The organism is Duncaniella dubosii (assembly GCF_004803915.1).
Classification (GTDB): domain Bacteria; phylum Bacteroidota; class Bacteroidia; order Bacteroidales; family Muribaculaceae; genus Duncaniella; species Duncaniella dubosii.
In genome coordinates, this window is record NZ_CP039396.1 from 2,521,647 (window position 1) to 2,547,576 (window position 25,930).

Annotated in this window: 45 protein-coding genes; 44 read left to right on the forward strand and 1 reads right to left on the reverse strand. The window is 42.1% G+C overall.

Going from position 1 to position 25,930, the window contains the following annotated elements; all coding sequences use genetic code 11:
* Positions 1 to 809 precede the first annotated feature (809 nt).
* From E7747_RS11020 to E7747_RS11200, 38 genes are all read left to right on the forward strand, one after another.
* On the forward strand, positions 810 to 1,424 hold the full coding sequence (locus tag E7747_RS11020; protein WP_136415969.1) for a hypothetical protein: 615 nt from the start codon (positions 810 to 812) through the stop codon (positions 1,422 to 1,424).
* Between the two features lie 103 nt (positions 1,425 to 1,527).
* On the forward strand, positions 1,528 to 1,992 hold the full coding sequence (locus E7747_RS11025) for a hypothetical protein (RefSeq protein ID WP_136415971.1): 465 nt from the start codon (positions 1,528 to 1,530) through the stop codon (positions 1,990 to 1,992).
* Between the two features lie 138 nt (positions 1,993 to 2,130).
* The gene (locus E7747_RS11030) at positions 2,131 to 2,550 is read left to right on the forward strand and encodes a hypothetical protein (protein WP_136415973.1); all 420 of its coding nucleotides are present in this window, start codon (positions 2,131 to 2,133) and stop codon (positions 2,548 to 2,550) included.
* Positions 2,551 to 2,562: 12 nt separating this feature from the next.
* A complete protein-coding gene (locus E7747_RS11035) occupies positions 2,563 to 2,868 on the forward strand; it encodes a hypothetical protein (RefSeq protein ID WP_128701873.1) in 306 nt (101 codons plus the stop codon).
* A gap of 5 nt (positions 2,869 to 2,873) precedes the next feature.
* A complete protein-coding gene (locus tag E7747_RS16620; RefSeq protein ID WP_164913115.1) occupies positions 2,874 to 3,041 on the forward strand; it encodes a hypothetical protein in 168 nt (55 codons plus the stop codon).
* Between the two features lie 80 nt (positions 3,042 to 3,121).
* A complete protein-coding gene (locus E7747_RS11040; protein ID WP_136415975.1) occupies positions 3,122 to 3,649 on the forward strand; it encodes a hypothetical protein in 528 nt (175 codons plus the stop codon).
* A gap of 122 nt (positions 3,650 to 3,771) precedes the next feature.
* Positions 3,772 to 4,011: a hypothetical protein gene (locus E7747_RS16625; RefSeq protein WP_164913114.1), complete on the forward strand. Its 240-nt coding sequence runs from the start codon at positions 3,772 to 3,774 to the stop codon at positions 4,009 to 4,011.
* Between the two features lie 29 nt (positions 4,012 to 4,040).
* On the forward strand, positions 4,041 to 4,730 hold the full coding sequence (locus tag E7747_RS11050) for a DUF4120 family protein (RefSeq protein WP_228449141.1): 690 nt from the start codon (positions 4,041 to 4,043) through the stop codon (positions 4,728 to 4,730).
* 71 nt (positions 4,731 to 4,801) lie between these two features.
* A complete protein-coding gene (locus E7747_RS11055) occupies positions 4,802 to 5,719 on the forward strand; it encodes a hypothetical protein (RefSeq protein ID WP_136415977.1) in 918 nt (305 codons plus the stop codon).
* 36 nt (positions 5,720 to 5,755) lie between these two features.
* On the forward strand, positions 5,756 to 6,001 hold the full coding sequence (locus E7747_RS11060) for a hypothetical protein (protein ID WP_136415979.1): 246 nt from the start codon (positions 5,756 to 5,758) through the stop codon (positions 5,999 to 6,001).
* A gap of 74 nt (positions 6,002 to 6,075) precedes the next feature.
* The gene (locus tag E7747_RS11065; RefSeq protein WP_168185315.1) at positions 6,076 to 6,465 is read left to right on the forward strand and encodes a hypothetical protein; all 390 of its coding nucleotides are present in this window, start codon (positions 6,076 to 6,078) and stop codon (positions 6,463 to 6,465) included.
* Positions 6,466 to 6,481: 16 nt separating this feature from the next.
* Positions 6,482 to 6,748: a hypothetical protein gene (locus tag E7747_RS11070; RefSeq protein WP_136415983.1), complete on the forward strand. Its 267-nt coding sequence runs from the start codon at positions 6,482 to 6,484 to the stop codon at positions 6,746 to 6,748.
* Positions 6,749 to 6,754: 6 nt separating this feature from the next.
* A complete protein-coding gene (locus E7747_RS11075; protein WP_136415985.1) occupies positions 6,755 to 7,396 on the forward strand; it encodes a DUF7222 domain-containing protein in 642 nt (213 codons plus the stop codon).
* A gap of 2 nt (positions 7,397 to 7,398) precedes the next feature.
* Entirely contained in the window at positions 7,399 to 8,007 is a 609-nt protein-coding gene (locus E7747_RS11080; RefSeq protein WP_136415987.1) for a hypothetical protein, read from the forward strand.
* Entirely contained in the window at positions 8,004 to 8,462 is a 459-nt protein-coding gene (locus tag E7747_RS11085) for a hypothetical protein (protein ID WP_136415989.1), read from the forward strand. Before E7747_RS11080 ends, E7747_RS11085 begins: the two co-directional genes overlap by 4 nt.
* An 11-nt stretch (positions 8,463 to 8,473) precedes the next feature.
* Positions 8,474 to 8,794, forward strand: coding sequence for a hypothetical protein (locus E7747_RS11090; protein WP_136415991.1), 321 nt, complete (start codon positions 8,474 to 8,476; stop codon positions 8,792 to 8,794).
* Between the two features lie 7 nt (positions 8,795 to 8,801).
* On the forward strand, positions 8,802 to 9,092 hold the full coding sequence (locus E7747_RS11095; protein ID WP_168185316.1) for a hypothetical protein: 291 nt from the start codon (positions 8,802 to 8,804) through the stop codon (positions 9,090 to 9,092).
* A complete protein-coding gene (locus E7747_RS11100) occupies positions 9,089 to 9,340 on the forward strand; it encodes a hypothetical protein (protein WP_136415995.1) in 252 nt (83 codons plus the stop codon). The genes E7747_RS11095 and E7747_RS11100 overlap by 4 nt, the downstream gene beginning before the upstream one ends.
* Entirely contained in the window at positions 9,331 to 9,627 is a 297-nt protein-coding gene (locus E7747_RS11105; protein WP_136415997.1) for a hypothetical protein, read from the forward strand. The genes E7747_RS11100 and E7747_RS11105 overlap by 10 nt, the downstream gene beginning before the upstream one ends.
* Before the next feature lie 5 nt (positions 9,628 to 9,632).
* Positions 9,633 to 10,229, forward strand: coding sequence for a hypothetical protein (locus E7747_RS11110; RefSeq protein WP_136415999.1), 597 nt, complete (start codon positions 9,633 to 9,635; stop codon positions 10,227 to 10,229).
* A gap of 3 nt (positions 10,230 to 10,232) precedes the next feature.
* A complete protein-coding gene (locus tag E7747_RS11115) occupies positions 10,233 to 10,463 on the forward strand; it encodes a hypothetical protein (RefSeq protein WP_136416001.1) in 231 nt (76 codons plus the stop codon).
* A complete protein-coding gene (locus E7747_RS11120) occupies positions 10,460 to 10,957 on the forward strand; it encodes a hypothetical protein (RefSeq protein ID WP_136416003.1) in 498 nt (165 codons plus the stop codon). The genes E7747_RS11115 and E7747_RS11120 overlap by 4 nt, the downstream gene beginning before the upstream one ends.
* Positions 10,954 to 11,331: a hypothetical protein gene (locus tag E7747_RS11125; RefSeq protein WP_136416005.1), complete on the forward strand. Its 378-nt coding sequence runs from the start codon at positions 10,954 to 10,956 to the stop codon at positions 11,329 to 11,331. Before E7747_RS11120 ends, E7747_RS11125 begins: the two co-directional genes overlap by 4 nt.
* Before the next feature lie 261 nt (positions 11,332 to 11,592).
* Positions 11,593 to 12,303, forward strand: a complete 711-nt coding sequence (locus E7747_RS11130) for a DUF1566 domain-containing protein (protein WP_136416007.1) — start codon at positions 11,593 to 11,595, stop codon at positions 12,301 to 12,303.
* Between the two features lie 88 nt (positions 12,304 to 12,391).
* Positions 12,392 to 12,856, forward strand: a complete 465-nt coding sequence (locus E7747_RS11135; RefSeq protein WP_136416009.1) for a hypothetical protein — start codon at positions 12,392 to 12,394, stop codon at positions 12,854 to 12,856.
* 71 nt (positions 12,857 to 12,927) lie between these two features.
* Positions 12,928 to 13,332: a PcfK-like family protein gene (locus E7747_RS11140; protein WP_123542200.1), complete on the forward strand. Its 405-nt coding sequence runs from the start codon at positions 12,928 to 12,930 to the stop codon at positions 13,330 to 13,332.
* 18 nt (positions 13,333 to 13,350) lie between these two features.
* On the forward strand, positions 13,351 to 14,646 hold the full coding sequence (locus tag E7747_RS11145) for a PcfJ domain-containing protein (RefSeq protein ID WP_123542202.1): 1,296 nt from the start codon (positions 13,351 to 13,353) through the stop codon (positions 14,644 to 14,646).
* A gap of 5 nt (positions 14,647 to 14,651) precedes the next feature.
* Positions 14,652 to 14,966, forward strand: coding sequence for a hypothetical protein (locus tag E7747_RS11150; protein ID WP_136416011.1), 315 nt, complete (start codon positions 14,652 to 14,654; stop codon positions 14,964 to 14,966).
* A gap of 5 nt (positions 14,967 to 14,971) precedes the next feature.
* Positions 14,972 to 15,223 (forward strand): hypothetical protein, encoded by a 252-nt coding sequence (locus tag E7747_RS11155; RefSeq protein ID WP_123542206.1) that lies wholly within the window; start codon positions 14,972 to 14,974, stop codon positions 15,221 to 15,223.
* Positions 15,216 to 16,487, forward strand: a complete 1,272-nt coding sequence (locus E7747_RS11160; protein ID WP_128701857.1) for an RNA-directed DNA polymerase — start codon at positions 15,216 to 15,218, stop codon at positions 16,485 to 16,487. Before E7747_RS11155 ends, E7747_RS11160 begins: the two co-directional genes overlap by 8 nt.
* An 858-nt stretch (positions 16,488 to 17,345) precedes the next feature.
* Positions 17,346 to 17,807: a hypothetical protein gene (locus E7747_RS11165; RefSeq protein WP_123542210.1), complete on the forward strand. Its 462-nt coding sequence runs from the start codon at positions 17,346 to 17,348 to the stop codon at positions 17,805 to 17,807.
* A gap of 21 nt (positions 17,808 to 17,828) precedes the next feature.
* The gene (locus E7747_RS11170; protein WP_136416013.1) at positions 17,829 to 18,863 is read left to right on the forward strand and encodes a ubiquitin carboxyl-hydrolase; all 1,035 of its coding nucleotides are present in this window, start codon (positions 17,829 to 17,831) and stop codon (positions 18,861 to 18,863) included.
* A gap of 19 nt (positions 18,864 to 18,882) precedes the next feature.
* Entirely contained in the window at positions 18,883 to 19,131 is a 249-nt protein-coding gene (locus E7747_RS11175; RefSeq protein ID WP_128701854.1) for a hypothetical protein, read from the forward strand.
* The gene (locus E7747_RS11180; RefSeq protein WP_128701853.1) at positions 19,124 to 19,372 is read left to right on the forward strand and encodes a hypothetical protein; all 249 of its coding nucleotides are present in this window, start codon (positions 19,124 to 19,126) and stop codon (positions 19,370 to 19,372) included. The genes E7747_RS11175 and E7747_RS11180 overlap by 8 nt, the downstream gene beginning before the upstream one ends.
* Positions 19,372 to 19,686: a hypothetical protein gene (locus E7747_RS11185; protein ID WP_128701852.1), complete on the forward strand. Its 315-nt coding sequence runs from the start codon at positions 19,372 to 19,374 to the stop codon at positions 19,684 to 19,686. Before E7747_RS11180 ends, E7747_RS11185 begins: the two co-directional genes overlap by 1 nt.
* A 15-nt stretch (positions 19,687 to 19,701) precedes the next feature.
* Positions 19,702 to 20,640, forward strand: a complete 939-nt coding sequence (locus E7747_RS11190) for a hypothetical protein (RefSeq protein WP_128701851.1) — start codon at positions 19,702 to 19,704, stop codon at positions 20,638 to 20,640.
* Between the two features lie 11 nt (positions 20,641 to 20,651).
* Complete coding sequence (locus E7747_RS11195) at positions 20,652 to 20,834, forward strand: hypothetical protein (protein WP_136416015.1); 183 nt, start codon at positions 20,652 to 20,654, stop codon at positions 20,832 to 20,834.
* Positions 20,835 to 21,099: 265 nt separating this feature from the next.
* Entirely contained in the window at positions 21,100 to 21,519 is a 420-nt protein-coding gene (locus tag E7747_RS11200) for a hypothetical protein (protein WP_136416017.1), read from the forward strand.
* A 27-nt stretch (positions 21,520 to 21,546) separates the two neighbouring features.
* On the opposite strand, the gene E7747_RS11205 is transcribed toward E7747_RS11200, so the two are convergent.
* Positions 21,547 to 22,653, reverse strand: a complete 1,107-nt coding sequence (locus tag E7747_RS11205) for an IS4 family transposase (RefSeq protein ID WP_136413620.1) — start codon at positions 22,651 to 22,653, stop codon at positions 21,547 to 21,549.
* A 118-nt stretch (positions 22,654 to 22,771) separates the two neighbouring features.
* Between E7747_RS11205 and E7747_RS11210 the strand changes: the two genes are divergently transcribed.
* From E7747_RS11210 to E7747_RS11235, 6 genes are all read left to right on the forward strand, one after another.
* The gene (locus E7747_RS11210; protein ID WP_123542222.1) at positions 22,772 to 23,161 is read left to right on the forward strand and encodes a hypothetical protein; all 390 of its coding nucleotides are present in this window, start codon (positions 22,772 to 22,774) and stop codon (positions 23,159 to 23,161) included.
* Between the two features lie 442 nt (positions 23,162 to 23,603).
* Positions 23,604 to 24,182 carry a hypothetical protein gene (locus E7747_RS11215; RefSeq protein WP_123542226.1) on the forward strand — a complete coding sequence of 193 codons (579 nt, stop codon included), beginning with the start codon at positions 23,604 to 23,606 and terminating at the stop codon, positions 24,180 to 24,182.
* A gap of 85 nt (positions 24,183 to 24,267) precedes the next feature.
* The gene (locus tag E7747_RS11220) at positions 24,268 to 24,615 is read left to right on the forward strand and encodes a hypothetical protein (RefSeq protein ID WP_128701845.1); all 348 of its coding nucleotides are present in this window, start codon (positions 24,268 to 24,270) and stop codon (positions 24,613 to 24,615) included.
* A complete protein-coding gene (locus E7747_RS11225) occupies positions 24,612 to 25,055 on the forward strand; it encodes a hypothetical protein (protein WP_123542230.1) in 444 nt (147 codons plus the stop codon). The genes E7747_RS11220 and E7747_RS11225 overlap by 4 nt, the downstream gene beginning before the upstream one ends.
* A gap of 31 nt (positions 25,056 to 25,086) precedes the next feature.
* The gene (locus E7747_RS11230; protein ID WP_128701844.1) at positions 25,087 to 25,383 is read left to right on the forward strand and encodes a hypothetical protein; all 297 of its coding nucleotides are present in this window, start codon (positions 25,087 to 25,089) and stop codon (positions 25,381 to 25,383) included.
* Position 25,384: 1 nt separating this feature from the next.
* Complete coding sequence (locus E7747_RS11235; RefSeq protein WP_128701843.1) at positions 25,385 to 25,786, forward strand: hypothetical protein; 402 nt, start codon at positions 25,385 to 25,387, stop codon at positions 25,784 to 25,786.
* Positions 25,787 to 25,930: the final 144 nt, after the last annotated feature.

Here is a 25,930-nt window from a genome sequence, read left to right on the forward strand (position 1 = left end):
TTTACATTACTGATTATCAGTCAATTACACCCTTACAAACAGCCTTACACCTTAATAGATATAAAAGAATGGGTTTATGAAAAAATTTTTGCCGATAGTGTTGTAACCGTCCACAGACCACTGCAATATTGTGGTGTAAGATTTGAGAAACGGATTAGCTCCCGAACTTCTCAAAAACTTGCAAGAGAACTTTGACATATTGGTGCTTAGTTGCTTTTGGCAATAAGTGTGAAAAGTGAAATCCCTGACTCCATGAGTGAGGAAAATTTAGCAAATTTTCGCTTTATCCTTTGCAAGTCCATGACCTGCGTATATAGGTAAAAAGTGTGTAAAGTAGCGAAGTAACATACTGTTATCAAAGATTATGCAACAAAATTGTATCGTGTGGGTAAAAACCGCAATAGTGCGGGCGTGTAAAGCGATGCAGCCCCTGCGCACGGGGGAAGAATGGGAGTAATGCGTCCATTCGGGGGAAACCTTTGTCCGACTTGTAGGGTGAAACGACTCAATCGGATAGCATAGAGCGCAAAAAAGTCCAAAATGTGCAAAAACGGTTGCGCACGAATGCGGTAAAGGCATACCATGCAAGCGCACTGACCGTACCCCTTAGTGGGCGTGTTTGGGCGACGTAAAAGCCAAATTACGTCACGTTCTGGAAAATAATGTATCCAATCAACACTTTATAGGGTGAGTCCGTAAAAGCGGCACTGGGAGTGTGGCATATTATGCCCTTGCAATGTACTCCCCACCCACTATTCATTAACCTCAAAGCAGTTGTGACCGCTCTTGTGTGGGGTCACTATATCATCATGGCTACAAATGTAACCCTCAACGCAAAGCAAATCAACGGTGGCACACGCGAAATCATCTCCAAGACCTCGCAACTCACGCAGGTACTCCGTACCTTTGAGACCCTTTACACCCAAAAACTGCCCTCGTGCGACGGCATGACTGTGGAGGGCTTCATGAGCGCAATGGGCGTGGAGCGTTTCACGACTACCAACAAGTTGGGCAAGGTGACGAAAAAGGGCTACACCCCCGGAACTATCCGCAAGGGTTGGAATGACTCTATGCAGACCGAAGAGGGCAAAATGTGCGTGTTCAAAAACGTGCCGGCGAAGTACAAGGATGAGGACGGCACGGTCTATCGTGTGTTCACACCCGAAGAGGCTGAAAAGATTGACGGCAAGTGCGTTTCACGCTTTATGCTGTCGGAAATCGCCGACGACAAGTGGACTGTCGCAATCATTCTGCGCGGTCTGAAACAGGGTCGTGACTTCAAAAAGTACAATGACCGCTCTGTGGAGTCCGAAATGGCGTGGGAAGAGGTGGAAAATCTCTGCATCATCCGTGTGGTGGAGGATGAAAACGGCAAGGAAGTCCGCGAAATCGTAGAAATCGAAAAGGATGAGGTGTATTTCTGAGCCTCAACTATCGGGTGAACTTTAGCGACATTGGGGGTGCGAGTCCCCCACACTCACCAAAAATTTCAATGCAATGGCAACAAAAACATTCAAAGGGGTATCTATGCCCAAATCTGAGCTCAACGCCTACGGTGTTGGGCTTTTACGTTTGAGTGAGGCACATATAAATGCCGAAAATTTCAAGCGTGAGGAGATAGAGTATATCGGCAAATGCAGCATCCGCCGGCGCAAGGTGGTACTGGGTCGTATCGGCAACATGTGGGGAATTTGTGGGCGAATGGCTGAACAACGCCGCCAAGTGACCGCACAATTCCAAGCAAACTTGCGGTTCCGGGCGCACTATGTCATCGAGGGAAAGCGTGTGACGGTTCTTCACGCTTCCCGGAATGTGAGAGCGGAAAAGGCTATGTCCGATTATGAGTGCCGCGATACTTCCAAGCCCGTCTGGGAAATGAGCGCGAGGGAGATATTTCGTGTCGCCAAAGGTGCAAGACCATCACGCAAACACGCTCCCAAAATGGGTCTTTCAACTCGCATTGCCAACGCTGCCCGTATGGAGAAACTTTAATAACAACCAAATAAAATTTATCAAAATGATTAGAACAGTTTATTACATCTGCGGTCGCCCTCGTGTGGCTGTGAGAGTCGCCTCCTGCTCTGGTGGCAAGTACATCAATTACGCTAACCCTTCAAAATCCAACAGAAAATGAAATCGTTTTTCAAAATCGCTGCGGCTGGCTGTCTCGCCGCTGTTCTTGGTGTCGGCTGTGCCGTCGCCGCTTCTTTCGTGAAGTATCAGGACGAAATCACTGCATCACTTGCGGAATATCTGTCCGAAAACCGCCCCGTGAGCGGAATGTTCTTCTCCACTGAATATGTGGTGGAAGAATATGAGTATGACGATGCTTATTGCCTGCTCTATGACGATGCCGACGCAAATCTCTTCGAGTGTGAAATCGTGGTGGACCTCGAAACCTATCAACTGGTGCAGTACCACATCGAGAATGACAAGAAACTTGTCGGCTCTCTTGTGCTGAATGACGATTATAGTTTTGACGGTGTGGAAGTGTTCACCTTTATGCCCGAACCTGAGTTTGAAATGGCGGATGCAAGTGCTAATCTCTAAAATTTCCAACCAATGAAGAAAATCATTCTCACTATGTTTCTGGCGATCGCCGCGATGTCTGCCTGCGCCGCCAATAAAGTCAAGAACGACACTATCCCTGTAAACAATTCGGAGATTGTCAAAATCGTGGAAGATGAAAGCGTCAATTCCAAAGGTAACAAAGTCACCAAGTTCTACTTCCTGTATGACGGTGAACTGATACCGGCTTCCCGTCACGTCGTGGAGTCATACAACCTCTGCAAGAAACACGAGGCAAAATGCCGCCTTGCTGTGGTCGTAAACAAGAAAAACAACCGCAAACGTATAATTCTAAACTAACAGCTATGGCAAATTATGACAAAATGTCTGTTTCCGAACTGGAAATGGAGCGCGACCGCCTCACTGAGAAAATGATGGCGTCAAACGACACCGCCGAAATCGAATTGCTCAGTCAGAATATTGAGGGTATCGAGGATATTCTCAATGAGCGTGACCCGATGGCAGAGGATTAAACTGCCGAAAATCAAAACTCTGGTCGGCACTTCATTTGAGGTGCCGACCTTTTTCTTTCACTCCTAAAAACAAAATAAAAATGATACAAATCAACTTTTCAAGCGTACTCACAAGCGTATTCTCTGAGTACACCTCAACTGAAGAACTGAAGTCTGCCGCCAATGCCATCTGCGCTCAGGTAAATGACGCATACAAGGCACGTTTTACTGAAATCACCAACAAGACCAAAACTGCATCAAAGCCTGCGACCGCCCCGGCTGCTCCCGCCAAGCCTGAAGCCAAAGCAAAGAAAGAAAAGACCGCCAAGACCAAACCAGCTGAGGCTCTCAAAACCGAAACCAAGGCCAAGACCGCCGGCGACACTGACACTCTCGTGGCTATCACTGACCTCGCTGCTATCAAAAAACTCGGTCTTTCTTTCGTGAAGTACAACGACCGTTGCTGGGTTCTTCGTGGTGAAACCAAACCTCTCCGCAAAATTCTCAAAGAGCAGTTCAAAGGCGTATTCAACAGCCATTTGTCCGGCGGCGAGGGCTGGGTTATCAAGACCGTCAATGTGGATGAATGTGCCAAGGCTCTCGGTATCAAACTTCCCAAAGTCGCTTAATGCAGAATCGGACGAGCATAAAGGGCAGTGTTTGCCCAGAGCATTGTCCTTTATCAATTATTAACATCCATTAATAAAATTCTGAGCCAACAATCTTCTAATAACAAAAAACGGACTCACAAATGAAACAGACATCAATCGAAATCCTCAATGCCGTACTGACCATTCTTGTCGGTATTCTCTCGCTCGTCATTCTTTTTTGCCGCAAGATGTGGCTAAAAGTGAGCCGAAATATCCTCAAACCTCATTTTGGCATTGAGACCAAGGCTTATCGGAAGTGGCACGACAAACGCTCCGCCCACATCCAGAAGCTGCTTGACAAAGAACACAAAGAGAACCCCAACATAATTTCATTCGTATGACACCGAATATCACCAAAATAATTCAGACCATGAGTAATATCGTGGCTGATGTCATGACTTCCTTTCAGTCAGATTTTGAGAATTTCGATCGCCCATATATCGAGAATGCCGACAATTCTAAGTTTCCGATGATTTGGATTGTCGGGAAATCTCATACTCATCTTTTGAATTTGGGTGAATATGAAGAGCACTTCAGTAAAAATGAGGTGGCACGATACGCTTACGTTCAGGGTGGAAATCCATTTTTCTCTTTTCTCGACGCTCTTGGTGGCGACCATCTTTTCCTGATTGAGCCGGATGGCGTTCGAGAAATCACTGAAAAGCAAGCGCGTGAAGTTTGCCGTGACATAGTGACTCCAGTTACTGAGAAGTGGATGAAAGAAAATGGCCCGCTTCCCACAAGAGTTCAAGTACCGGTCAAGTTCTTCAACATCACTCTATCAAAGGTCAAAGAACTGATCCGCGAATGTGAGGCTCACAACGACAATTCTCTCATTGAGATTTTTCGTCGCTTTCACAACTATCGCCGTGTCGCAACAGACCAATACATTCAGATTTCCTATAATCCTGGATATAACGAGTTTACTTTCTGCGAATACACCAACGGCAAGCAAGGTCTGGTCGGAGGTATTATCTTTCATGGCTGGCCCGAAACAGGCTATATGGTAAACGGCTCGTATCAAATGGGACCAACATACGGTTGGTCATCACACACTTAACTTTTACAACTATGTGCAATGAAATGAAACCCTGGGAGCCTTATTTTCCAGAGCACGTTTGCCTTTACTATGTGGATTGCAATAGTAACCTCGATGGCGATACAAAACAACTTCAGAAGTGTATTGAGGACAACAATCTTTATCCCATATCAGAATCCATAAATGAATGGTGGGATTTTCCTGAAGGTCAGTATCTCGAAGATATGCAGAGGGCTATGGAGAACGACGATATAGAATGGGATGATGACTGGAGAGATGAAATCATCGAAGCCTTACGCGAAAAAGATGAGAGCGACCCAATTAAAGACCTAATTCGCAACACCTCTGACCTTCACTGCTATTTTGACCTCGGATATGATGTCGATGAGCCATTTGGAGCCGATGAAGAAGAACAGGAAGAAGAGATTGACGGTATCTGCAAGGTACTGAAAATCGCCAAGGATTCTCCAATGCGTGAAAAGATTGCCGGAATATACTATAACGCTTCTTATGGTGGTAGCCTTCGCATTTATTTCCCGGCTGGTCTGATGACATTATTGACCGGCAATGGTTGGGATAGTGCTAATGAGGACTTCAAAACCATCAAGTTCAAAGGTAAATTCCGTGTAGTTATCATCGACACCGTGAATGGTAGTGGCGATTTCGAGGATGACGTTGAACTCGATGTGGAATATGATTTTGACCGCGCCTTATTAGGCATGTCAGATGAGGATCACTACGGATTTGAAGAAATTTTCGGCGATGATTGTGGTATCTCGCATTGTGAAACCCCGACATTTGAGAAAGCCTCCAAATCCGACAGTATTCATGTGGATAGCGAACCTCTTCGTCAGGAACGTGAAAAACAACAGAAGTATAATGAAACATTCCAAGCAGGAAAATGCACTTACGGTGATACGGATATGAACCGACACCGTGATATCAAATACTCCAATAGCTATCCATGTGGCTGGAGCTGTCCTCACTGTGGAATGTTCTGGACTGATTGACCTATGCGATATTCAACTCCAATCTATTCAAACAGCTTGAAAAAGAAAATCAAGCAAATAAACAAAACACAAGCTCGCAAACGATATGATGCAGGGGAGACAGTTTATCTGCTCCCTTGCCTCTGCAATGTCGATGGAGTTTGGGTTACTCCTTATCCGCTCAATAAAGAAAACGCCGTATGGTGGGGAGATTCATTTGACAGTGATGTTCTCAGCTTCACCAATTATAATTGCTGCTCTGAATTGGGCAAGTATCCAATTTTCTTTATTGAAACGCCATGAACTTTAATATCGAAATCGTACAACGACCTAAAACTTATGTGACAGGTTTTTGTGTTGGGCGAAGTCAAGATGACTTGAAAGCTGCAATCCTTCGCAACAAAAAGGTCACACTCGACATCAGCTTCTACACAAAGACATCTCTGAATGTATCTTTCAATATCGAGGATATTTCATTCAGATGCAGTTACGTTCCCGCCGGCTGTGAAAATCTAAAGTTTCATACAACAGCCGGACACAATATGTGGACCAGTGGCAACTATGAAGCCAATTATTTCAAAATCCTGAAGAAACAAGGATGGAATGAATTGAAACACTATGGTATGGCGCTTGTTGATTCACTCCGTTTGCATACTACCGAAACAATCACACTTTGCTTCCTTTTTGATGAGGAAATCATGGAAAAGCTGGGAATTGTTGAGGGCAAGCAATCAGGATGTTTCTTTCATCATTTCAAAAACGAATAGGAATCACACATAGATTATGATTCGCAACAACAAATTATATCAGCATCTTTCCAAAGAAGCTCAAAAAGTAGCGGAACACATCTGCGACATTTATCACAATGATGATGTCTGTATCGGAGACCTCTTGGGGGCGCTAACCACCGCAGACATTCCGGATAGCGATTCTCTAACCATTGAGGACTGGCATTATGTCTATATGACACTGATGAGCCATATTGAGGGAGACCACTTCTTCCGCTCTATTAATGATGATGAGCCGCAAGATTATGAAAACGAAAAATAAACAGACATGAAAATATATGACTTTGAGCAATATGTAATTGCTTGGTGGCAGGATTTCTTGTCCTCTCACTCTATCAAATCCACCATTCTTGCAGATGCAAATAATGGAGATGTGATTTATGAAGCCGTTTTTAACAACCCTCCAGTTGTTATGCCTTCTGAGTTGCGTGAAGTGCCGTCAAAAATAGAATTTCTCAAAAATTTCTTATCACAATTCAAGACACGTTATAGTGTTTCTGAATGTCGAGATGGGGAATTTTACAATGAGATTAAAGAGTGTAGTTATGGGGAACTCTTTATCGAAAAGATGGCAGAAGATGCAGCAGAATATGACCATCCTCAGCAATATTTTCAAGATATATGGTTTGGAGGCGTTGTGAGTGGGGTGGTTCCATTCCTTATCTATCATTCAGATTGTGAGAAAATTTATAACATTCATAAGAGAGACTTGCTAATGAGTCATGATGGTATCTATGTAGGTGACAAGTACATGCCGGTTGCAACTCAATATTGTTGGTCGGTATTTGAAGAACTTGCCATTAATATCTTTCATAAAGCATTTGTCAAGAGAAACGCCTTGATTGATACGCAGACCATTATGTGTCGTAATAGAAGGGTTATGGAATATCGTGAATCTAAAAAATCATAATCATGAAATATACGGTAGAAGAAAGCCTCCGCAACTTCAAATTTTGGAGTGGGGGCAAAGATCGCGCAGATAATTGTTCTCCTGAAGAACTTGATAGCATTGAGGAGTTTCTTGAGGAAATCGAGCCTTCAGAGGGCTGGACTGATGGCGCAATCAATGATATGTTCTGGTTCGATTTTGACACACTTGCTCAACATCTTGGCTACAAGGATGAGGAAGATTTTGATCGTCAGCATGACCCAGATTATCTCGATGATGACCAACTTGAAGAATACATCAAAGACTGGTTCATTAACTTCATTCAGAAAGTCAAAGCTGATGAGGGTTATAATGGCATAATCTATCTCTATGAGAATTGCTTCGATGGTGATTATCGTGATTTTGTTGACACAGATAAAGAAGCGGAAGAGATTACTGAGGCTTATGATTATCCCGAATGGCTTGGAGAACGATGCTATAATCATCTTTTTTCAGTTGAGGCACCAGAATTAATGGAAGTGCTCTTTGAAGATGATAATGGTCACGAAAATCTTGAGAATTTTCCAACTAAAGAGCAGTTCCGTGATGAGATGATGCTCATTCATAAAAAACAAAAAACTGAAGAACAATGAAAACACTCTATCACACCAATTTTGCTGTTGCGGTAAATTGGTGTAACAATGCACTGGTTCTGTGCAATAATATTCCACAGATAGATGATTCTATTTGGGACAACTTTGAACCCATTGTAGATTTGGGCTATGAACCTGAATACGATGAGGAAGGCGACGAAATCAAACCTAAGTGTCCGGAATGTGGTGCAGAACTGGAACAAGTCGGACCCAATATGGTGTGTCCGGAATGTGGTGATGGTGAAGATCAGATTGAGATATACCAGTGGTTCATTACCGATTGCTCCAAATGGGATGTGGAATATCTCACTCAACATTTCGGTCTCATTTTCACTTACAGTGATTTGCTTGATTGCTACATTCTATGTGTTACTCACTGCGGGACTGGTTGGGGTTATGTTGATTGGCAAACAACTAACCCCAATGCTGAACGTAAACTTGGTGAAAAGAAATAAATTTTCTCACGATGGAACGTAAGCTTTACTCTAAAGTCAGATTCGTACAGGATTGCGATGATGACTACAATCGTATAGATGTAGTGTTCAGCGGTTTGCGAGATGGCTATTGCGAAGCCAATTCGCAACCGGTTATCGACTATCTCAGTGAATGGGATGGTGATGAAAATGAACTTACTGAAGAGAAACCTCGCATAGCCAATTATGACACATCCTATGCTGATCAGAATGGCGTGTACACTCTGCTTTACAACTCATCAGTCGGTGGATGCTTCCTGCTTTATCGGGAGGCGTCCGAAGATGAAAAAGAATGGTGGAACGATAAACGATAATTACAACATGGATGAGAGATTATTGAAACTCAAGAAAATGTCGAGACAATATCGTTTTGACGATGGTTCCGATGGCATAGCTAAAGTCTGGAACCGTGGCATGGGGCGTTTGACCTTTGTCATGCTTCTTGAAGAAGAGAAGAAGGTGTTGGTAAACTCCACAATAGCCCGCAATAAAGACTATGAAAGGGTTGCCGAAGTGTTCCCGGAGTTTGAAATAGTCAAAGTCGCCTATGGCTATCCTCTGTTTTACAATCACTCTATGCTTTGGGCATACAGACATGGCTGTGCAGTATGAAAGTCGTATTCAGAATATTCTCGGATGGTCAGGTAATCGCCCTCTTTCCTGAAGAAAGTGATAGACGGACTGGTGAAACAATGTCATATATGCACATCGGTCAGCATGGAGGCACAGATTATCATGGTGTAATCCGCAAAACTAAACCGGCAACCGAAAATCAGTATCAACCATTGTTGAATGAACTAAAGAGCATTGGTTATGATAATCTGGAAGTTCGTCAAAAATCTCAAATCAAATGGCAGTAAAAAAGAACAAGGTTTCAGATGCTGAGACACAAATGATTGTGGCAATGAGGCATTATGCCAAAAGTCATCAGATGGTAGTCTTAGCATTTAGAAAAGATGCCGGCGGCGAAATATTCGGAGTGACTATACGAGAAAGCCCTTGCAATAATGGAGTATCGCTCTATTCATTTGGCAGACTGTATCATATCTTCGATAATAATTTTGCCTTTGACCAGTGTGGCAGCTATTCCTCAACTGACGAAAAGGAAGTTCGCCTGAGAGCCTATTCATTCTTTGGAATAAAGTAATAGCTATGATAAAAGAAATAACAAAAGAACTGGTGGAAAAGCAAATGAATATGACACTTAGCTATTTCCCTTGGGGCGGCAAAGTCATTGCTGTACGCCAGAATGAATGGGGTGAATGGATTGTTGACTGCAAGATTCCCGGTCATTACAGTAGAGAATGTGATGGGTATGGTGGTCACTACTACCGTATGGAAGATGCTGATTGCCCCATACGTCAATTTATGGTTGTCTTAGAATATCAAGAATCCAGATTTGGTATGGAGGCTTGGTGGTTGACAAGATATTATGAAGCAGAAAATAACAAACGTCTTCTTACATTTTCCGAAGAAGGTGGTTTTTTCGATCCTAATGCTCCCAGAAGCCCTTATATATTGGCAAAAATAAAAGCCAGTATAGAAAAACATCCTTGTCTATTTGAACTTCAAGAGATGTGGGATAAGTTTTCCGATACCCCAATCAATTCGGATGATGAAATAGAGCAACCATTCTACTTCTGGGAAGCCGGCACATCACGCTTCGATATATGGCATTGGTTCGATGAACTTTGTCCTAACGGTCTTGCAGTAGATTTAATGGGCGAAACTCCTAAAACAGTTTTTTAAGTTATGACAGTCTGTATTCAGGAATTGGAAAACGGAAAGGTTGTTGGTGAGTGGATGGCAGTCAGTTCAGTTTGTGCCGCTCGTAACCAGTTATATGCTATAAAGAACACTAAAACCGCAACAAGTCCAGGTGTAATAATTGAAGAATCCCGCAACTTCATTGCTCTTCATTATTCTGATGGCTCAATAAGAAAGTATCAAATCGTCAAATACTTTACTAAAGAACCGATATGAAAAAATTAACCGATAAAGAATGGTTGAGGGTATTTAATCAATTCTTTGATCAATGTTTCAACATCGAATTGAAAAACGGTCTTTCAACTAAAGAAGCTATGGAATTGGCTTTTCAAAAGACTGTAGATCTTGAATACCATCCATATTTCCCAGTTTCGCTTTCAGTCAATCAAAGAGTGCTGAGTGAATGGGGAGAAAAATATCAAAATATGTTAGCTGACAACATTCATATAGCCATAATCAACAGCGCACCTCAAAGTACAGAAGTCGGCATCATTAAAGTAAAGCGTGAATGGTTACGTTGCGATTTTCCTCAGTGGCTGATCGACAATGGGCATTATGACTACTTTTATGAAATCCCAGATGACGAAACGGAATTGATTGAGTTATTCCTTTTTTTTTACTGCGATTACAGCCAAAACAATCTACTTTGGCAATGTGTGCCGGCAGATATTCAGCTTAAACGTAAGACTATTAAAGACTACCAAAAATGAAGCATACTGATTTCTACGCTCTTCACAAAAAATTAGATGAGCAAGCACGCAATGAGCTAATGGCTGCTATCAAAGCTCACGGTGATGAATATATATTTATCCATGAAGATGAGGATGGTGATTACAACAATGAAGAAAAGAACAATGCTCCTGTAATTGCTGCTTCTACTCGATATATGGATGGGTATGAGGACTTTTATGTTGTTCGTGTGGCTCTTGAAGATAATTGGTTGCAAATTTATGGGTTCCCTAAAGATGGCTGGGATTCTGAAGATGAATTGACCAGCGTAGCACATGGTCATTTGGAATATATTATTGACCTGATTCCGGAAACTGAAGATGTGCAGGACGTAACCATTGCACCCAAATCCTAAAAACTCTTAAAAATCGAGGTGACATTCTAAGAAACCTCATTTCTGCGACTATTCAACAATAAACAATATCAACATGACAGTACAAGCTATGAACTGCCTTGAGTTATATCGAGGCGGCAACCCTCTACAATCAAACAGTTGCTCAAAAACCAGAAAGCATCGGTAGTAGCAGAACTGAAAAATCACTTTGGCACTGACGACCTTGACAAGTTGGCAGTGTGTCTCAGCAAAGGCAAATAACATCATCAAAATACAAATAATATGATCTCAGACGAAATCGTAAAAGCCATTTATGCTTCTCTTCCAGCAGACGAGAAGCTGAAACTCGCTCTCTACAGTGACTTCGGTGAAGAAGCGCCGACAGTGTATGACTTCATCAAATCTCCCGCTAAAGAAAGCGAGGAAGTCAATGTAACCGTCCAGCCTGTTCACATTCCCGGCGAAGTTCTCACTACTGATGGGGTGTATTATCTCTATGAGGATGGCACCTCGGAAATGTTCGACTACAAAAAGCGTAACGCTCCGACAAAGGCTGTCAAGCGTATCGGCGTAGTAATGGGAAGTCATGCTCTCGCCGTCAATCTGGAGGATTACCCGGAACAGCCTCTCACCAGTCAGAAAGATACCACCGGCTACACCGGCTACATCTCAGAATATGTCGATGCAGTTGCTGACTGGAACGGCAAAGCCAACACTGAACACATCAAGTCTATCGGCACCGGCATAGAGCTGAAGGATGGCGAGTGGATTCCGTCAGTCGCCGAACTCTATCTCATTTATCTCAATAAGCGGTCAATCGATGCCGCCATCGAACTTAGCGGCGGTAGCCGCATAAAAGATGGTTGGTACTGGACCAGCACTGAGCGCTCGGCGACGAACGCTTGGTACTTGTCCCTGAACGACGGCCTCTACAACTGGAACCCTAAGGCCACGGGCAGCTACTACGTCCGCGCTGTGGCAGCATTTCATTAACCCTTAACCCCTTTATCCCTTTAACCCTTGGAGCGAAGCGACCGCGAGCGAAGCGAGTTAGGGATAAAGGGGTTCAATTTCTACTTTTATGAAACGCCCCGACCTTGATAATGTTCGTGAATTATTACGAGCAAAAAATTATGAGGCAGTTGCAGAAATAGAACCTCAAATTATTGAATACTGTAAACAAAAATTAAATAATTGCATTAATTCCATAGAATTGATGCAGACTCTTTTACTTACACTTGAATCGCAATATAGTGAAAAGGAGAAAGACTCAACAAATCCATTACCGGATTATTTATTGGGTCTGACAAACAGATTGATAAGTGAATATGAATTGCTTAGAATAGATGACTATCAATCGCTTCAAGCTAATGATGTTACCTTATATTACTGGAAACACAAGAAAAAATTGAATGTCAATCCAGTGATAATCAATAAGGTAATTGAGGGTCTAAAGTGCATATCCGATATACCCATCACGAACCTCCAAATGGTTTTGAACACACTTTCAAAGCCAACAATTTCAAATTCGCAATCAGGCAGTTAGCTTCCTCCGCAAAAGTGGAAGTAAACACAAAATATACATTCTTTTTCTTTAACTCATAAATATCTTTCAATATGGAATTTACCCCTTTTGAAACAGCAATCAAGAAATATCTTGACAAGCGCGCCGAAGAAGATCCTCAGTTCGCAGCATCATACACTAAACCAAATAAAAGTATCGAAGAGTGCTGCAAGTACATCTTTCAAGAGGTTGAAAAGGGCAAAAAGAAAGGTGAACGCTGCGTAGGTGTTTCAGACGATGAAGTCTTTGGTTTGGCAATTCACTACTATGATGAGGATGACATTGTAGTTGATGGCCCTAAGAACAAGGTGGCGGTTACACAGAGCGCATCGGTCAATGAAGAAACTTCGTCAGAAGAGACTGCTACCGAAGCTAAGCGTAAGACTCGCAAACCCAGAAAACCCAAAGCTGAGGTTGACCCCAACATCCCGGAGCCACTGGATATTCCGATTTTCTAATCATCATTCCGACATCAAATGAAACCAAGAAATAAACTTCAGAGAAAGATTTTGAAACTATCTCAGGGTCTTTCTCCGCTTACCAAATACCAGTATAAGGAGGCTGTAAGAAAAGTTGGTCTGCATATTGCGAAATACAGCTCCAAACGAGGATATGAGTGTTTGGATTGCGGTCATACTTGGACTGGAGCTGAAGCAAAGCGAGTAGTTTGTCCTCATTGTGGTGCAAAACTTAATGTTGATGCTACACGAAAGAGAAATTTCTGTGAGAAAGACTATTTTGCAGTAGTTACAAAATGTCAGGGTTTCCAAGTTGTTCGGATGTTCTTTATGCAGACCAATTTAAGGAAAGGCAGCAAGCCTACTTATTGGATTTGCGAGGCATTTCAACGCTGGCTTACTCCAGATGGAAAGCTCACAATAGTTGGTCGGTCCCGACATTGGATTTCTTATTATTGTGATTGCTGGAATTGGGATAGTGATATGGAAATAAGGAGTGAAGGTCCAGGACACATGGTAACACCTTGGAAAGTTGTCGGCCAATCATCTGTAATTCCTGAAATAAAACGAAATGGATATGCCGGAGATTTTCATCATTGTTCGCCATACACCCTTTTCAAAAGACTCCTTACCGATAACAAGACTGAAACGGCGTGGAAACTTGGTCAATATAATATGGTCGCTTATTCAATGGCTAAATCTTATGAGTTTGAGAAATATTGGCCATCCGCAAAAGTTGCTTTCCGTCACAAATACCATATTTCAAATGCCTCAATTTGGTATGATTTGCTGGATGCTTTAGATTATTGTGGGAAGGATTTGAGAAATCCTAAATTCATCTGTCCCGACAATCTTAAAGAGGCTCATGATTTTTGGATTGCTAAAAAGCGAGCTAAGATAGATGAAGAGAATAGACGAAGAGAGCGTGAAAGACGGATGACACCAGAACAACGCTATCAAGCCAATAGCAAGCATGATGAGGCTCAATATAAGCAAGACAAATCCAAATTCTTAAATTTGGAATTTGTCGATCAGGAAATTGTTGTTAAGCCTCTTCAATCTGTAAGGGAATTTTTGGATGAAGGTGAGTATATGCACCATTGCGTATTCACTAACAAATATTATTCCAAGAATAATGTGCTTATACTTCACGCTTTGGTTGAGGGCGTATCAATCGCAACTATAGAGTTTTCATTAGAAAATTTCTCAATCGTACAATGTCGAGGAAAGTATAATAAAACCCCAATGAGTTATGAACGAATAACATCACTGGTCAATTCCAATATACCGAAAATAATTTCAAAAACCGCATAACTGCTATGACTGAAGAACTAAAAATCGCTATGATAGCCATCAATAAGTGGATGTTTCATGGCTGGAACTACGAGTCAGTTCCATTGACAATCAAGACCCCTTATGGCACAATCGACACCGTGAATGTGCCACAATTCATTAAAGAGATCAAGTGGACTTGCAACACCAGTCACATGCTGGAAAAATGGCACAAGGCAACTCGTACCCAAGACCCAGATACATATATGACAAAGTTCTATGCGGAGCTTGATAATAACAACCGTCGGCTCTTACTGGAGTGGGTTATCCAAAACTACAATGGTGAAAGATCTTTATTCTAACGAATATGGAAGTATATAGCGTACAAGTTGAGTATGCAGGTGAACGACCGGGCGAAGACTGGCATGGTCACACACTGTGGTCAACACTTGAAGGTGCAAGGCGTGGCCTGAAAAGCGAGCGTGATAGTATTCTTCATAAAAATACTTGGCTCAACAATGAAAACTGTATAGAAATTGATAAGGAGGATCATTTCTTGGCAGGCGATGACCAGGAGTCCTACGACATTACAATCAGCAAAGAAAAAGTCCATGAATGACAAAATATTAGAGATGTTTTTCGACATCAAACGATGGACGTATGCCATTGATAAAGGTGTTGGAAAACATATCAACAAAGCTCATCTCTACCAGCTCACCAAACCTGAGACCAGAGCAGCGATGTATGCCGCAATCAGGGATGGGAAATATGAAATAGCTCCACCTCATACGGCACAGATACCAAAGGACAACGGAGATTTTCGCACAGTCTATATCAACGAGCCCGTTGACCGTGTATTCCTTAGCATTGCCAACGACCTCTTGTTTGAACTTATGCCTGAGATGATTCATCCAGCTTGCCAGTCCTACCAAAAAGGGATAGGATGTGGTAAGATCGTGAAAGAAATATCTTGGAAAATATGCGAGACCAAGGGCGATGTCATTGGATGGAAATCTGATTTCAGCAAGTATTTCGATTCCGTTCCCATTCGGTTTATTGACGAAGCCTTTGATAAGGTGGAAGCCAAATACGGTCATTCAGCTATCATAGATGTGCTCCGTAAGTATTATCACTCCGACTGGTATTTTGATGCAGACGGCAATCTCCAGAAATCCTATCAATCACTCAAACAAGGCTGTTCGGTAGCCTCTTGGTTAGCCAATGTGGTTATGTTTAGTCTTGATGAACGATTGAGCAAGCTGGATGGCGAATATGTCCGCTATTCTGATGACGCTCTATTTGTCGGTCCTGATTATATGAGAGCAATGGAGATTATGTCTGAAGAAGTTGCTATGCGAGAAATGACACTCAATCCCAAAAAGATAGAGTATCTGACCCACACTCGATGGTTTAAGTTTCTTGGCTTTTCCATTATGGGCGCTTCCATCTCACTCAGCTCAACACGAATTAAGTCCTTTCAGAAAGAGATTGAGGCACGAACAATCCGTGCTAAGAATCTGAGCTTCAATAAAGCCATAAATCAGGTTAATAACTATCTTTATTTCGGGAATGGCGAATATAGCTGGGCCACCCAGGTTCTTCCGGTTATCAATGTGCAAAAGGACGTTCAAATACTTTCCGTGTTTGTAGCGGATTGCTTGCGAGCAGTGATTACCGGCAAAACAAAAGTAGGCGGCCTGGGTTATGTAGCCAACAATCCTGATGGCTGTATTCAACGAGGTATTGGCCGAAACGTGAAAGCTAACCGTATCAAAACCGATAAGACACTACCCGGCTACTACACTCTGGGATGTATGCAAAATGCACTCCGTACCAGTAAAGAGGTTTACAAGACCTTGGTAGCTAATCTTAATCGGAAATAAGAAATAGATTGAGTGTGCAATGACTGATAGAACGACAATACTTTTAGTGAAGGATCAACAACCCTACTGTGGGCCAGGAGCTATCGCTTTCCGTGGCCAACAGTATGGCAGGATCCTTCTGACATCGAATATCTAAAGTAACACACGATATTGTCTGACTATCAATTACCGAATATGCGGTCTTATCTGAAGGGTCAATCATTTAATTATACAGAAGATGCCAAGATGGACCAAGTTTCATCATCTCTTGTCAGAGATGCTTTCACTGGTCCATCTGGGATATTCTGTAGAATATCAAACCAATAAAGCAACATATCACTGACATGACAGATAGTATAAGCCAAGTATATGGCAGCGACCTGAGAGATGATAAATTTAGCTGGGCTTCATTAAGCTGCCGCTGTAGGCCATACCTACCCTCCAGCGGCAGCCATAAAGCCCTTGCATCGAATGATTAAAGATATATACCATATCATCTTCAGCAGCTTAGTAATGCGACATTATGGTTCAAGAAAACAAAATTTAGTCATCCAGATTGTAATATGACTCAGGTTGCACCGGCGTTTCATTCCTTATCAGTCAATTACGCCGGTTTCACCTGAGTCATCCGTCTGGATTTCATCAGCACAATAAAGAAACGCATCACTGTTTTTGAGAGCCAGACCACCTTAGCACAAAGGAATTTTATCAAGATTGGCAAATTTAATAGAGCTGGATTTAATCCTGGATCTGAATCAACACCACCAGGTTAGCTACCTGGCTCAGTCGATTCCGATCCAGTCTATCCAGCTCCTTAATCGATCCGATAAAGAAATGTGTCAAGCCAATGAGATTATAATTTTTTAACTAAAAAATCAAATGCAAAACATCTATTATGAAGTGATAGAGAAAGTTCAGAATGGAGCCAAATTCCAAGTTGACTTTCAGCAACGGAGTCTAAAAATTGATGGCAAATATATCATCAAGAACGGCGAGTATGAGGGTGAATTAGGAATTGAGGTATCTGATACTCCACTTCTAACCATCGCTCAATTATTTCTCCGCTATCAGCATAGTTTGCCTTCGGAAAGAAGTGACAACAAAAGATATAGATACTTCAATCCACTTCCGGAGCATGAGCTTTCTGATAACGACATGCTTTATGGCGAACCACGAGAAACCGCTCAAATCAAATTGGAGCTTTATGTTCTGATAATGATTTTGAATGGCTCTCTTAAATGGGATGTATTTGCCAAGGACAAATGGTTCTGGCAATGCCCATCAGCAAAAGAACTCATTATTCTCAAAGAATGGGTTGAACCTAAAAAAGAAAATAAATAACAAACACAAATATAAATCATTATGGCAAAAATTAACGTACAGTGCCCTAAGTGTGGCGCAAACATCAAAATCAATGCACCCGAAGTCGTAGCAGTAGTTGCTCCCATCTCAGCAATCCCAGTAGTCGCTGCTTTCCCTGCTAAGAAACTTAATGCCGCAGAAGCCAAAATCGAAGCTCTCCGCAGTGCCGGTGTCAACGTCGAAAACCTCTTCTCTATTCGTGGCACAAACGGTGCTTATGAGGTCGGCCGCCTCAATGATGGTCAGTTCTCAGTAGTTTCTGATGATGATCCCATCTTCGCAGCCATCAAAGCCAGTCGTACTATTCCTGACCGCCGTTTGTTCCGTCGCTGGATTATGGCCCAGGTCTTTCACATGCTGTCCGAAAAGGACTGTAAGACCGGCAATCCCATCGGTTTCACTGCTGCTCTTCGCCGCAAGGGTTACAAGTATCAGTGGAAAATGGTAGTTGAAGAACTCCGCGTTCAGGCTAAGCTCTTCAACGATGACCCTGAGAACTATGCAGAGCGCAATCGCTGGTTCAACAGAAGCGTGGTTATCCAGATGGCTAACGACTACATCAAGCTCGTCAAGAACATCGTAGGCACTATCCGTATTCGCCACTGCAAAGGCGTTCCTTATGTTCGTCTTGACGGCACTGACATCTTTGTTGATGACCTTCAGACAAGGGTGTATGCTTCGCTTGAAAAGCTGGTGAAATCAATAAAGAATACCCGCAATCCCGGCGCACTTCATAAAGCCACCGTAAACTTCTATCAGGCTGTAAAAAACACCTGTCTGTTCTTTGATATGGAACAGTCCAAGGCTTTCAAAGACGCTTATAAGGGTGCCGGCGCTTTCTTCACATTGAAGAACCTCATTCTCTTCCATGATTGTGTGTTCCCCAAAATGGATCAGGAGGCTTCAATCGCTTATCTCAACTATCTGGTAAATGACAAGGATTTTGAGGGCTACAAGCTCTTCGGAGTTCTGAAAGACTTTCTGATCACCAATCATATCGACATCGAGGCCAAGCAGAGAGAATGGCAAAAATAAAACTTCAAACACCAAAAAGATGGAAAGCGATTTTATATTAAAGGCTACTGATAAGGAAGCTAAAGCCTTATTTGATAGCCAACTCGCAACTGTCAAACTGATGTCATTTATGGGCGACAAAGAATTATATCCAACTATGGATTATAATAGCAATGTCGTTCATAAATGGGAAGTTAAACTCCGTCATCGAGAAGATATTGGAGAACTCAGAGGCACTTATTCTTACGCAAAGTTAATGAATATTCTAAAATCAAATCCCAATGGATGAATATACACGAAAACGTGTGATCCGAAAAATCCGTGAAGCCCACAATCTCTGCAAAATCCAGTCCATCACTTTCTTTCGTGATGGGTCTGGAGTAGAGTTTATTTATACCGACCCAGTTGGCGATCATGGTCTGCCTTGTTTAATGTCATCTTCACTCAATATTGAAGATGCAATGGAGGCTATATCTGGTATGCGCCTCAAAATAGGTGATATTCCAACCACCTTAAAAATTGAAAAATAATGGATAAGATTTTCAAAATCATCAGAATATCTGAGGATGGCATTCAGACTATGATACCGAAGTATTTTCAAAACTCTTATGGTGTATTAGAAAATGCTGTAACATTCAATATGCAGTTGCATCGAATTTCAAACATTTTAGATCCTATGCTAAGATTGCAGTATCGAAATGGGATAGCCATACCTGTTGGTCTTAATCCAAGAGAAAGAGCCTATGTTTCTTTTGGAACCGACATCTACTGTATTTCTGAAGTTTTTGAAAATGAAAAACCAAATTTTTCATTACTCTTTCAAGCAGCAAGTTTAGTAAACTAAAATAATAAATAAACAATGAGCGACAACACAAATACCCTTTTTAACGGGAAAGAGGTCTGGTGGTCAGATCCCGAAAACAAGACTTCAGGTGCTTACAAAGTGCTTGAAATCAAAAGAAATCCTGATGACCCGGATGAAGGTCTCTATGATGACACCATCGTTCTCATCAGCAATGGCGTTTCCGAAGCAGAGGTTGAAGCCTGGGAGCTTCAAGACCTCGGACTCCGTAGAAAGCGCATTGAGGAATTTGTCAATCGTATCACAGCAATAGCCGAAGATGATGACTGGAGTGTTCACAATCACAGTGAGAACTACGATAAGGTAGATCTCTATCTTTCCAAGTATTCCAATGCCGACCAGGATTTCGGTTTCTATGTCGAATGTGAGACAGGAGATGCAGATGAGTTTATCAATGCCGTTGAAGGGTACTATAACAGTTATGATCCCTATGAAGAAGCGGCTCTGTGGATAGACCCGGACGGTCATGGTAAAAACGGCGCACCTGATGACCTGAAAGACCTCATAGCCGACATGGAGGAATGTAAGGGCAATGTTAAGGGCCTGATTGACCTCCTGAGACAAGAACTGAAGGGAATAAAAATAGTTAAGCAGACCTATCATTCCCAGTATTCAGAGCGTGTGTATAATATTCGCACTGAGGTCATCGAAAGCATTTTCTATACTATCAAAGACATCTGTGAACAAACCCAAACTTGTTCAATTCTTTGGGATGACATCACTGGTCACGAAAACCCCGACATCTGTTATGAGAAAGACTCCGGCCCATCATCAGTATTGCCGGACACCATAGGTCTGACTGATGATGACAAGGGGTTCTACATCACTTTCGCTTCATACTGCGATGCACCATCATCAAATGACGGAGAAAACATCTATACAGAGACTCTGATTGATATTTTGGAGTATCTGGAAAATTATCGTTCCACTCTTTAACTAAATTCGACATGGCAGCTAAAAAGGACACTACCAAATCAACTTCTGAAACCCGTCCTGAAAATTACATACCACAGAAAGGCAATAAAGCCACTCTCACTCTCGCCGACTTCTCAGATGACAACCTTTTTGGAGAACTGAGACGGCGTGGTTATCATGGCACGTTGCAATATTCTAAAACCATAAATGTATGAACCAAAGTAGCGCTGGAGAGGCGTATCATGAGAATCTGACAATTCGACTGAAAGAATGTTGTAAGGAGTGCCCTTTTACTACAAGCAATCGCCCTTGCAAAAAGTCTAAGACCAACTGTTGTTTCTACAATATGACAATAGCAGAATATGTAGTAACGACATATTCTGAGAAAGTGCTTGAAACGATCCCAGTCGAAAGTTTTGTTCGAGGACTCCGTGCTCATCGGTATTCAGGAGTAATAAAGCAAACAACTGATATACAAATATGAAAAAGATTAAGCTCACAGCTGAACAGCAAAAACTGTTCAATACCAACTTCAATCGAAAGGCTTATGAAGAGGCGAAAAAGCCTATTCAGGAAGCCATCTCAGGCTCTAAATCCTTTGATGAGTTATGGAGTAAACTTCATAACCATGAATGTGATGTGGAATATGAAGATGACTGCACTATTATATCTTGTGAGGTCGAACTTGACAGAAGTCACATGGAAACTGAAGGTGATTATGTCGGAGTTTGTTTCTATATCAAATGGTATGATGAAGCTGATTCCGGCACGATAAGCAAGGTGGAACTCTATTCTTCAGAAACATCAGGTAACTACCTCGCCGACCACCTTTGCAACATACACCCTGAGACTTGTGAAATCACAGAGTGGGTTTATGATGATATTGATGACAAGCAGTGATTATCGTCAATAACCAATAATGAAAAATTAAGTACATGACAAAAATTTGAAAACATCGAATTTAGTAGTATAAGCCGGACGCAGAAGTATGGTCGCAATCTCCTCCAAACCATACTTGACAAGCGACTTTGCCTTTCTTCCATGTTTCAGAATCCTTATCGGTTTAATATTTATATCTTTATGTTCACCAACGAGATACGCCCATACAAGAGCCATGCAGACCATCGCCGTAAGACGAGCGATGCGGTTGATGTCGCGCAGGTGGGTGTCCTCGATGTTGAAGCCGGAGGATTTCATAGCTCTGAAGCATGTCTCAATCTGCCATCGTTGTTTGTAAGTGGCAACGGCCTCTTCGGGGCGGTTATAACAAATCAGAATTTGCAGTTCAGGCACGCCATCGGAGTTTTTCAGCAAGGCTCCGGAAATATAGACATATTCCCCTTTGAGGAGAAACAGCTTGTCGTAGACACGTTCCTGGCCGAGCTTAAGACCGTGAAACAGATGCCACGCCCTGACATCCTGGCAGGATTTGGGATTGCGCAACCAAAAATTCTGTTTAATCCGCAGATAGTATCGGATGCGTCTGTTGTTGAGATATTCGACCCATTCCTTGCCGACAAACTCGCGGTCGGCAACAAGAGAGTCGATACACTCGGCTCCGAACAATCGTATAAATCTATCAATCAGCCACGTCCGTTCTTTCCAATTGGAATTGCCGCGTTTGTCGAGCATGGTAAAGAGCAGAGGAAAGGCAACACCCTTGTAAGTGACACCAAGCATAAGGATATTGATGTTGACCTCACCGAATTTCCAGTTGGTGCGGTCAAGGCTCAGGACCAGTCCTGTCTTGACGGGCAGAAGAGCAAATATCACTTTGGCGATAAGGTCAAGGTTGAGGGCATATCCGGCAAGGAACCTTTGCAGACGGCGCAGGTTGGAATCACGCTCCACACACGTAGGCATTGCAGATGCTATCTTGTGGAGACTGACTGTCTGCACAACGCAAAGTGCCTGAAGAACAAACGCAAGCAATTTTATGCGGGCAAGATTCATTACCGAGCCAAGATGCTCTTGCATAATCGGGACAATTTGATTAACTTTGCCATTGTCCCTGAGAGTTGTCGTAACTTTCATGGAAAAAGCGGTCAAACTTTTCTTTAAAGTTACTAATTTTCAGGGACTTTTACAAGTAATAACTAATTAAAAATCAATCATATAACTGACAAAAATTAATTTTTGTCATCTACTAAAAATGAAAAAGAAACAAACCCATGACTCAACCAGAGTTAAAGGCTTTTACATCAATGAACTAATAAGAGGATTTTTCGGAGATCGTTATGAAGGAAAAGAAATGCTGAAAATCATGGGGCTGCCACCAGATGCAGTGCCATTCAGTGTTGTGGTCTTTCTCCAGAATCAACGTGTCTTTTGGCAAGATAAAGACGGCAACCGCGTCACAATCTCCTTCAAACTCAAACCCAATCAACTGGAATGTTTCGGAACTTATCTTAAAAAGAGAAAATCTATAAGATTATTCCGTGAATGGGGAAATCACGAAGATCCTGAAGTAATTGCTCGTCTGGAGTCCGAAGCCATTGGGGACTGTTGTATGAGATGTATCTACGAGAACTTAATAGAATAATATGGGCTGGCTAATATTTGCAGCATACCTTTTTTGTGGTATAATGTGCCATCTGTTCAATCAGATAGAGCAATCGGCACCTGAAGGGAGTCTTGAAAAAAAGATTGCAAAGATAGTAATGTATTCCGTAATGGGCATTGTAGGTCTTGGAGTAGTAATTTTGGCACTATATGCTATCGGATGGATATGGTACTTTTTCTGTGGAGGATTTCTCATTTTTGAGGATCAACCGTTCTGGGATAAGGTCGTATACGGACTGATGTCTCTCATTTTTCTCGGACTCCTTTTTGGGTTTGTCTTGGTTTGTCTTGGTTGGGATCCGGACAATCGGCGCTAACTCAATCAAAATATTGGAGGGATTAACTTTTCTTTACAAATAATGAGAGGTTAATCCCTCTATTATGTTATATCTGATGAAAGCAGTTATACTAATTCATTAACGATGAATATTTCAAATGTAAAAGTTTATGACTTGGAAGAGTCAGTAATCGCTTGCCGAAATGCAATGCGACTTTCTTTGCCTGAATATAATCAAGAAGAGTTTGAAGCAAGTCTCGAAAGGGCAAAGAAGCTCTGTCAGGCGTCTAAAGGCGAGGTAAGGTGCCACGCCAACTTCCGCACTGGTATCCGTGTTAGCTTTGATATAGAATATCCGAACTACATTTCTCCGGAAATGCAGCGTTACCATTGGTTTGATATTGTGACATCATCTTCAAAGATGCACCGTATCATGCAAATGGATTTCGATAAATGTTGCAATAAATATGTGACCGAAGCCACGAAAGATCAGATGAAACAACTCGTCCAAGAGTATAACGATGATAAATCTGAGGAGAACTTTATGCGGGTTCTTTCAAATTGCCCACAAGGTGTTATGCTCTTTATGCGTATTTCCACCAATTATGAGCAGCTTCGGACAATATATCTCCAGCGGAAGAACCATAAATTACCTGAGTGGCGGTCATTCTGCCAGTGGATAGAAAGCCTGCCCTATGCTCAAGAACTAATCGTTTGCTCGTGAAATATCAACCATTTATATAGACCATATTAAAAGACACTGTAATTTTTTGTAATTTTGCAGCGTCTTTCAGTAACTACCAACCAATATGAATAGACAAAGGAGAAGTGTTCTTCACGCCGTTCTTGACGGCTTGGCAAGATTGAGAGACCCGGTTGAAAAGGATGAGGCCCTGATGATTCTTCAGAAAGCTCAATCTGATGTTCAGAAATGTGCCGATGAAGAGGAAGAAGCTCTTGACAACCGGCCAGAATCGCTCCAGTGGTCTGCGGTCAATGATGCAATGTCAGATAACATATCTGACTTGACTGACGCAAGCGGAGAGCTGGAAGTTCTTATCGACAAATGCCAGTCGGCCGATATGTTCTCATACAAATCGGTCAAAGGTGACGTTATTAAGATAGTGAACAAGATCAAACAGACTATTCATAGATGAATCAGGAACAACTCGCAGATAGAATCAAAGAAGCCACTAATGGAGCTGCCTATACAGGTAGCTTAACATCTTATGCCGTACAGTCTATAGAGTTAGCAAGAAGTAACTATCCAGTCCAAAATTTAATTTCATTCTGTCAAGATATGAATTTGAAGTTTGTGATGACCGATATGGCGACGGAAGATCGCTTCTATCCTGAGTCTGTGCTGGACGTTCACAAGGTGTTGGATTTGCTTATGAAACGATATAAAGTTGATCATAAGTTAGTCTATCGAAAGACTGGTATTCATTATACGCCGCCCAAGTCTTTAGATCCTGAAGATATTGAACGTATGAAGGAAGAGGCCGACGGTCGTAAATATGTGATACCGCTTTCGATTAAAACCTTATTGGCTGTCTGTGAGGTGATTTATTGCGATTTGACGTTTGACCCTAAGTGATGAAAGCAGTGTCATAATTTAATATACGATTATGGCAATAAAAAAAGAGGTTCTTGAACAATCCCAGAAAGCTATCGCAACCTACTTTCAATTATCAAAGTATTTGTTCGGAGAGGATGCTCCCGAAGATGTGAATGAAATCCCACCAGAAAATCCATACTATGAGAGTGCCAAGACAATCTCAGATGAGATGGGGCTGGACTGGGATAATATGTCACACGAGGACAGTATTCGCGTTATGCTCAATATGCTTGCTGACGCTTTCGCCGCCATCGAACCGGATGAGCATTATGACGCAGTTCTGACAATTTCTTTTAAGAAGGTGTGATATGGGGCTGGCCGATACAGTTCAATTTACCCTCCGGCCAAAAGATTTGGAGAAGGCGAGTGATATGTTTGGTATAGAGATTGCCTTACTGGAACGTCTCAACGACCAGAGGCTTCTTAATGCCACATACATTCGCAATCTCCTCATCAGAGCCGATTATGAAAGACTGACAAGCGGATTGCATTGGCTGGAACATCAGGACAAGAATTATAACTTCCCTGAAGTGCTGAGAGCGTTGTCACGAGAATACAATATCAGTCAGCAAAATCTCAAAGACATTCTTCATGGGAGGAATGAATCACTCTTGTTCTGTAACCGGTGCGGCAAACGCATTGGTAAGTCTCAGTATAACAGAACAAAAGGTTTTTGTTCCAACTGCTTTGCAGATACATTGGAACTATAATTGATTAAAAGCAGTTTGATATGAACACAACATTCAAAATCCAGCAAATATGGCAATATTTAGGGGTTCAGGATGATGAAATCCTAATCATTCGACACTATAATAAGTCCGATGATAAAGATGAGTTCTTGATCGCTGAAGTAA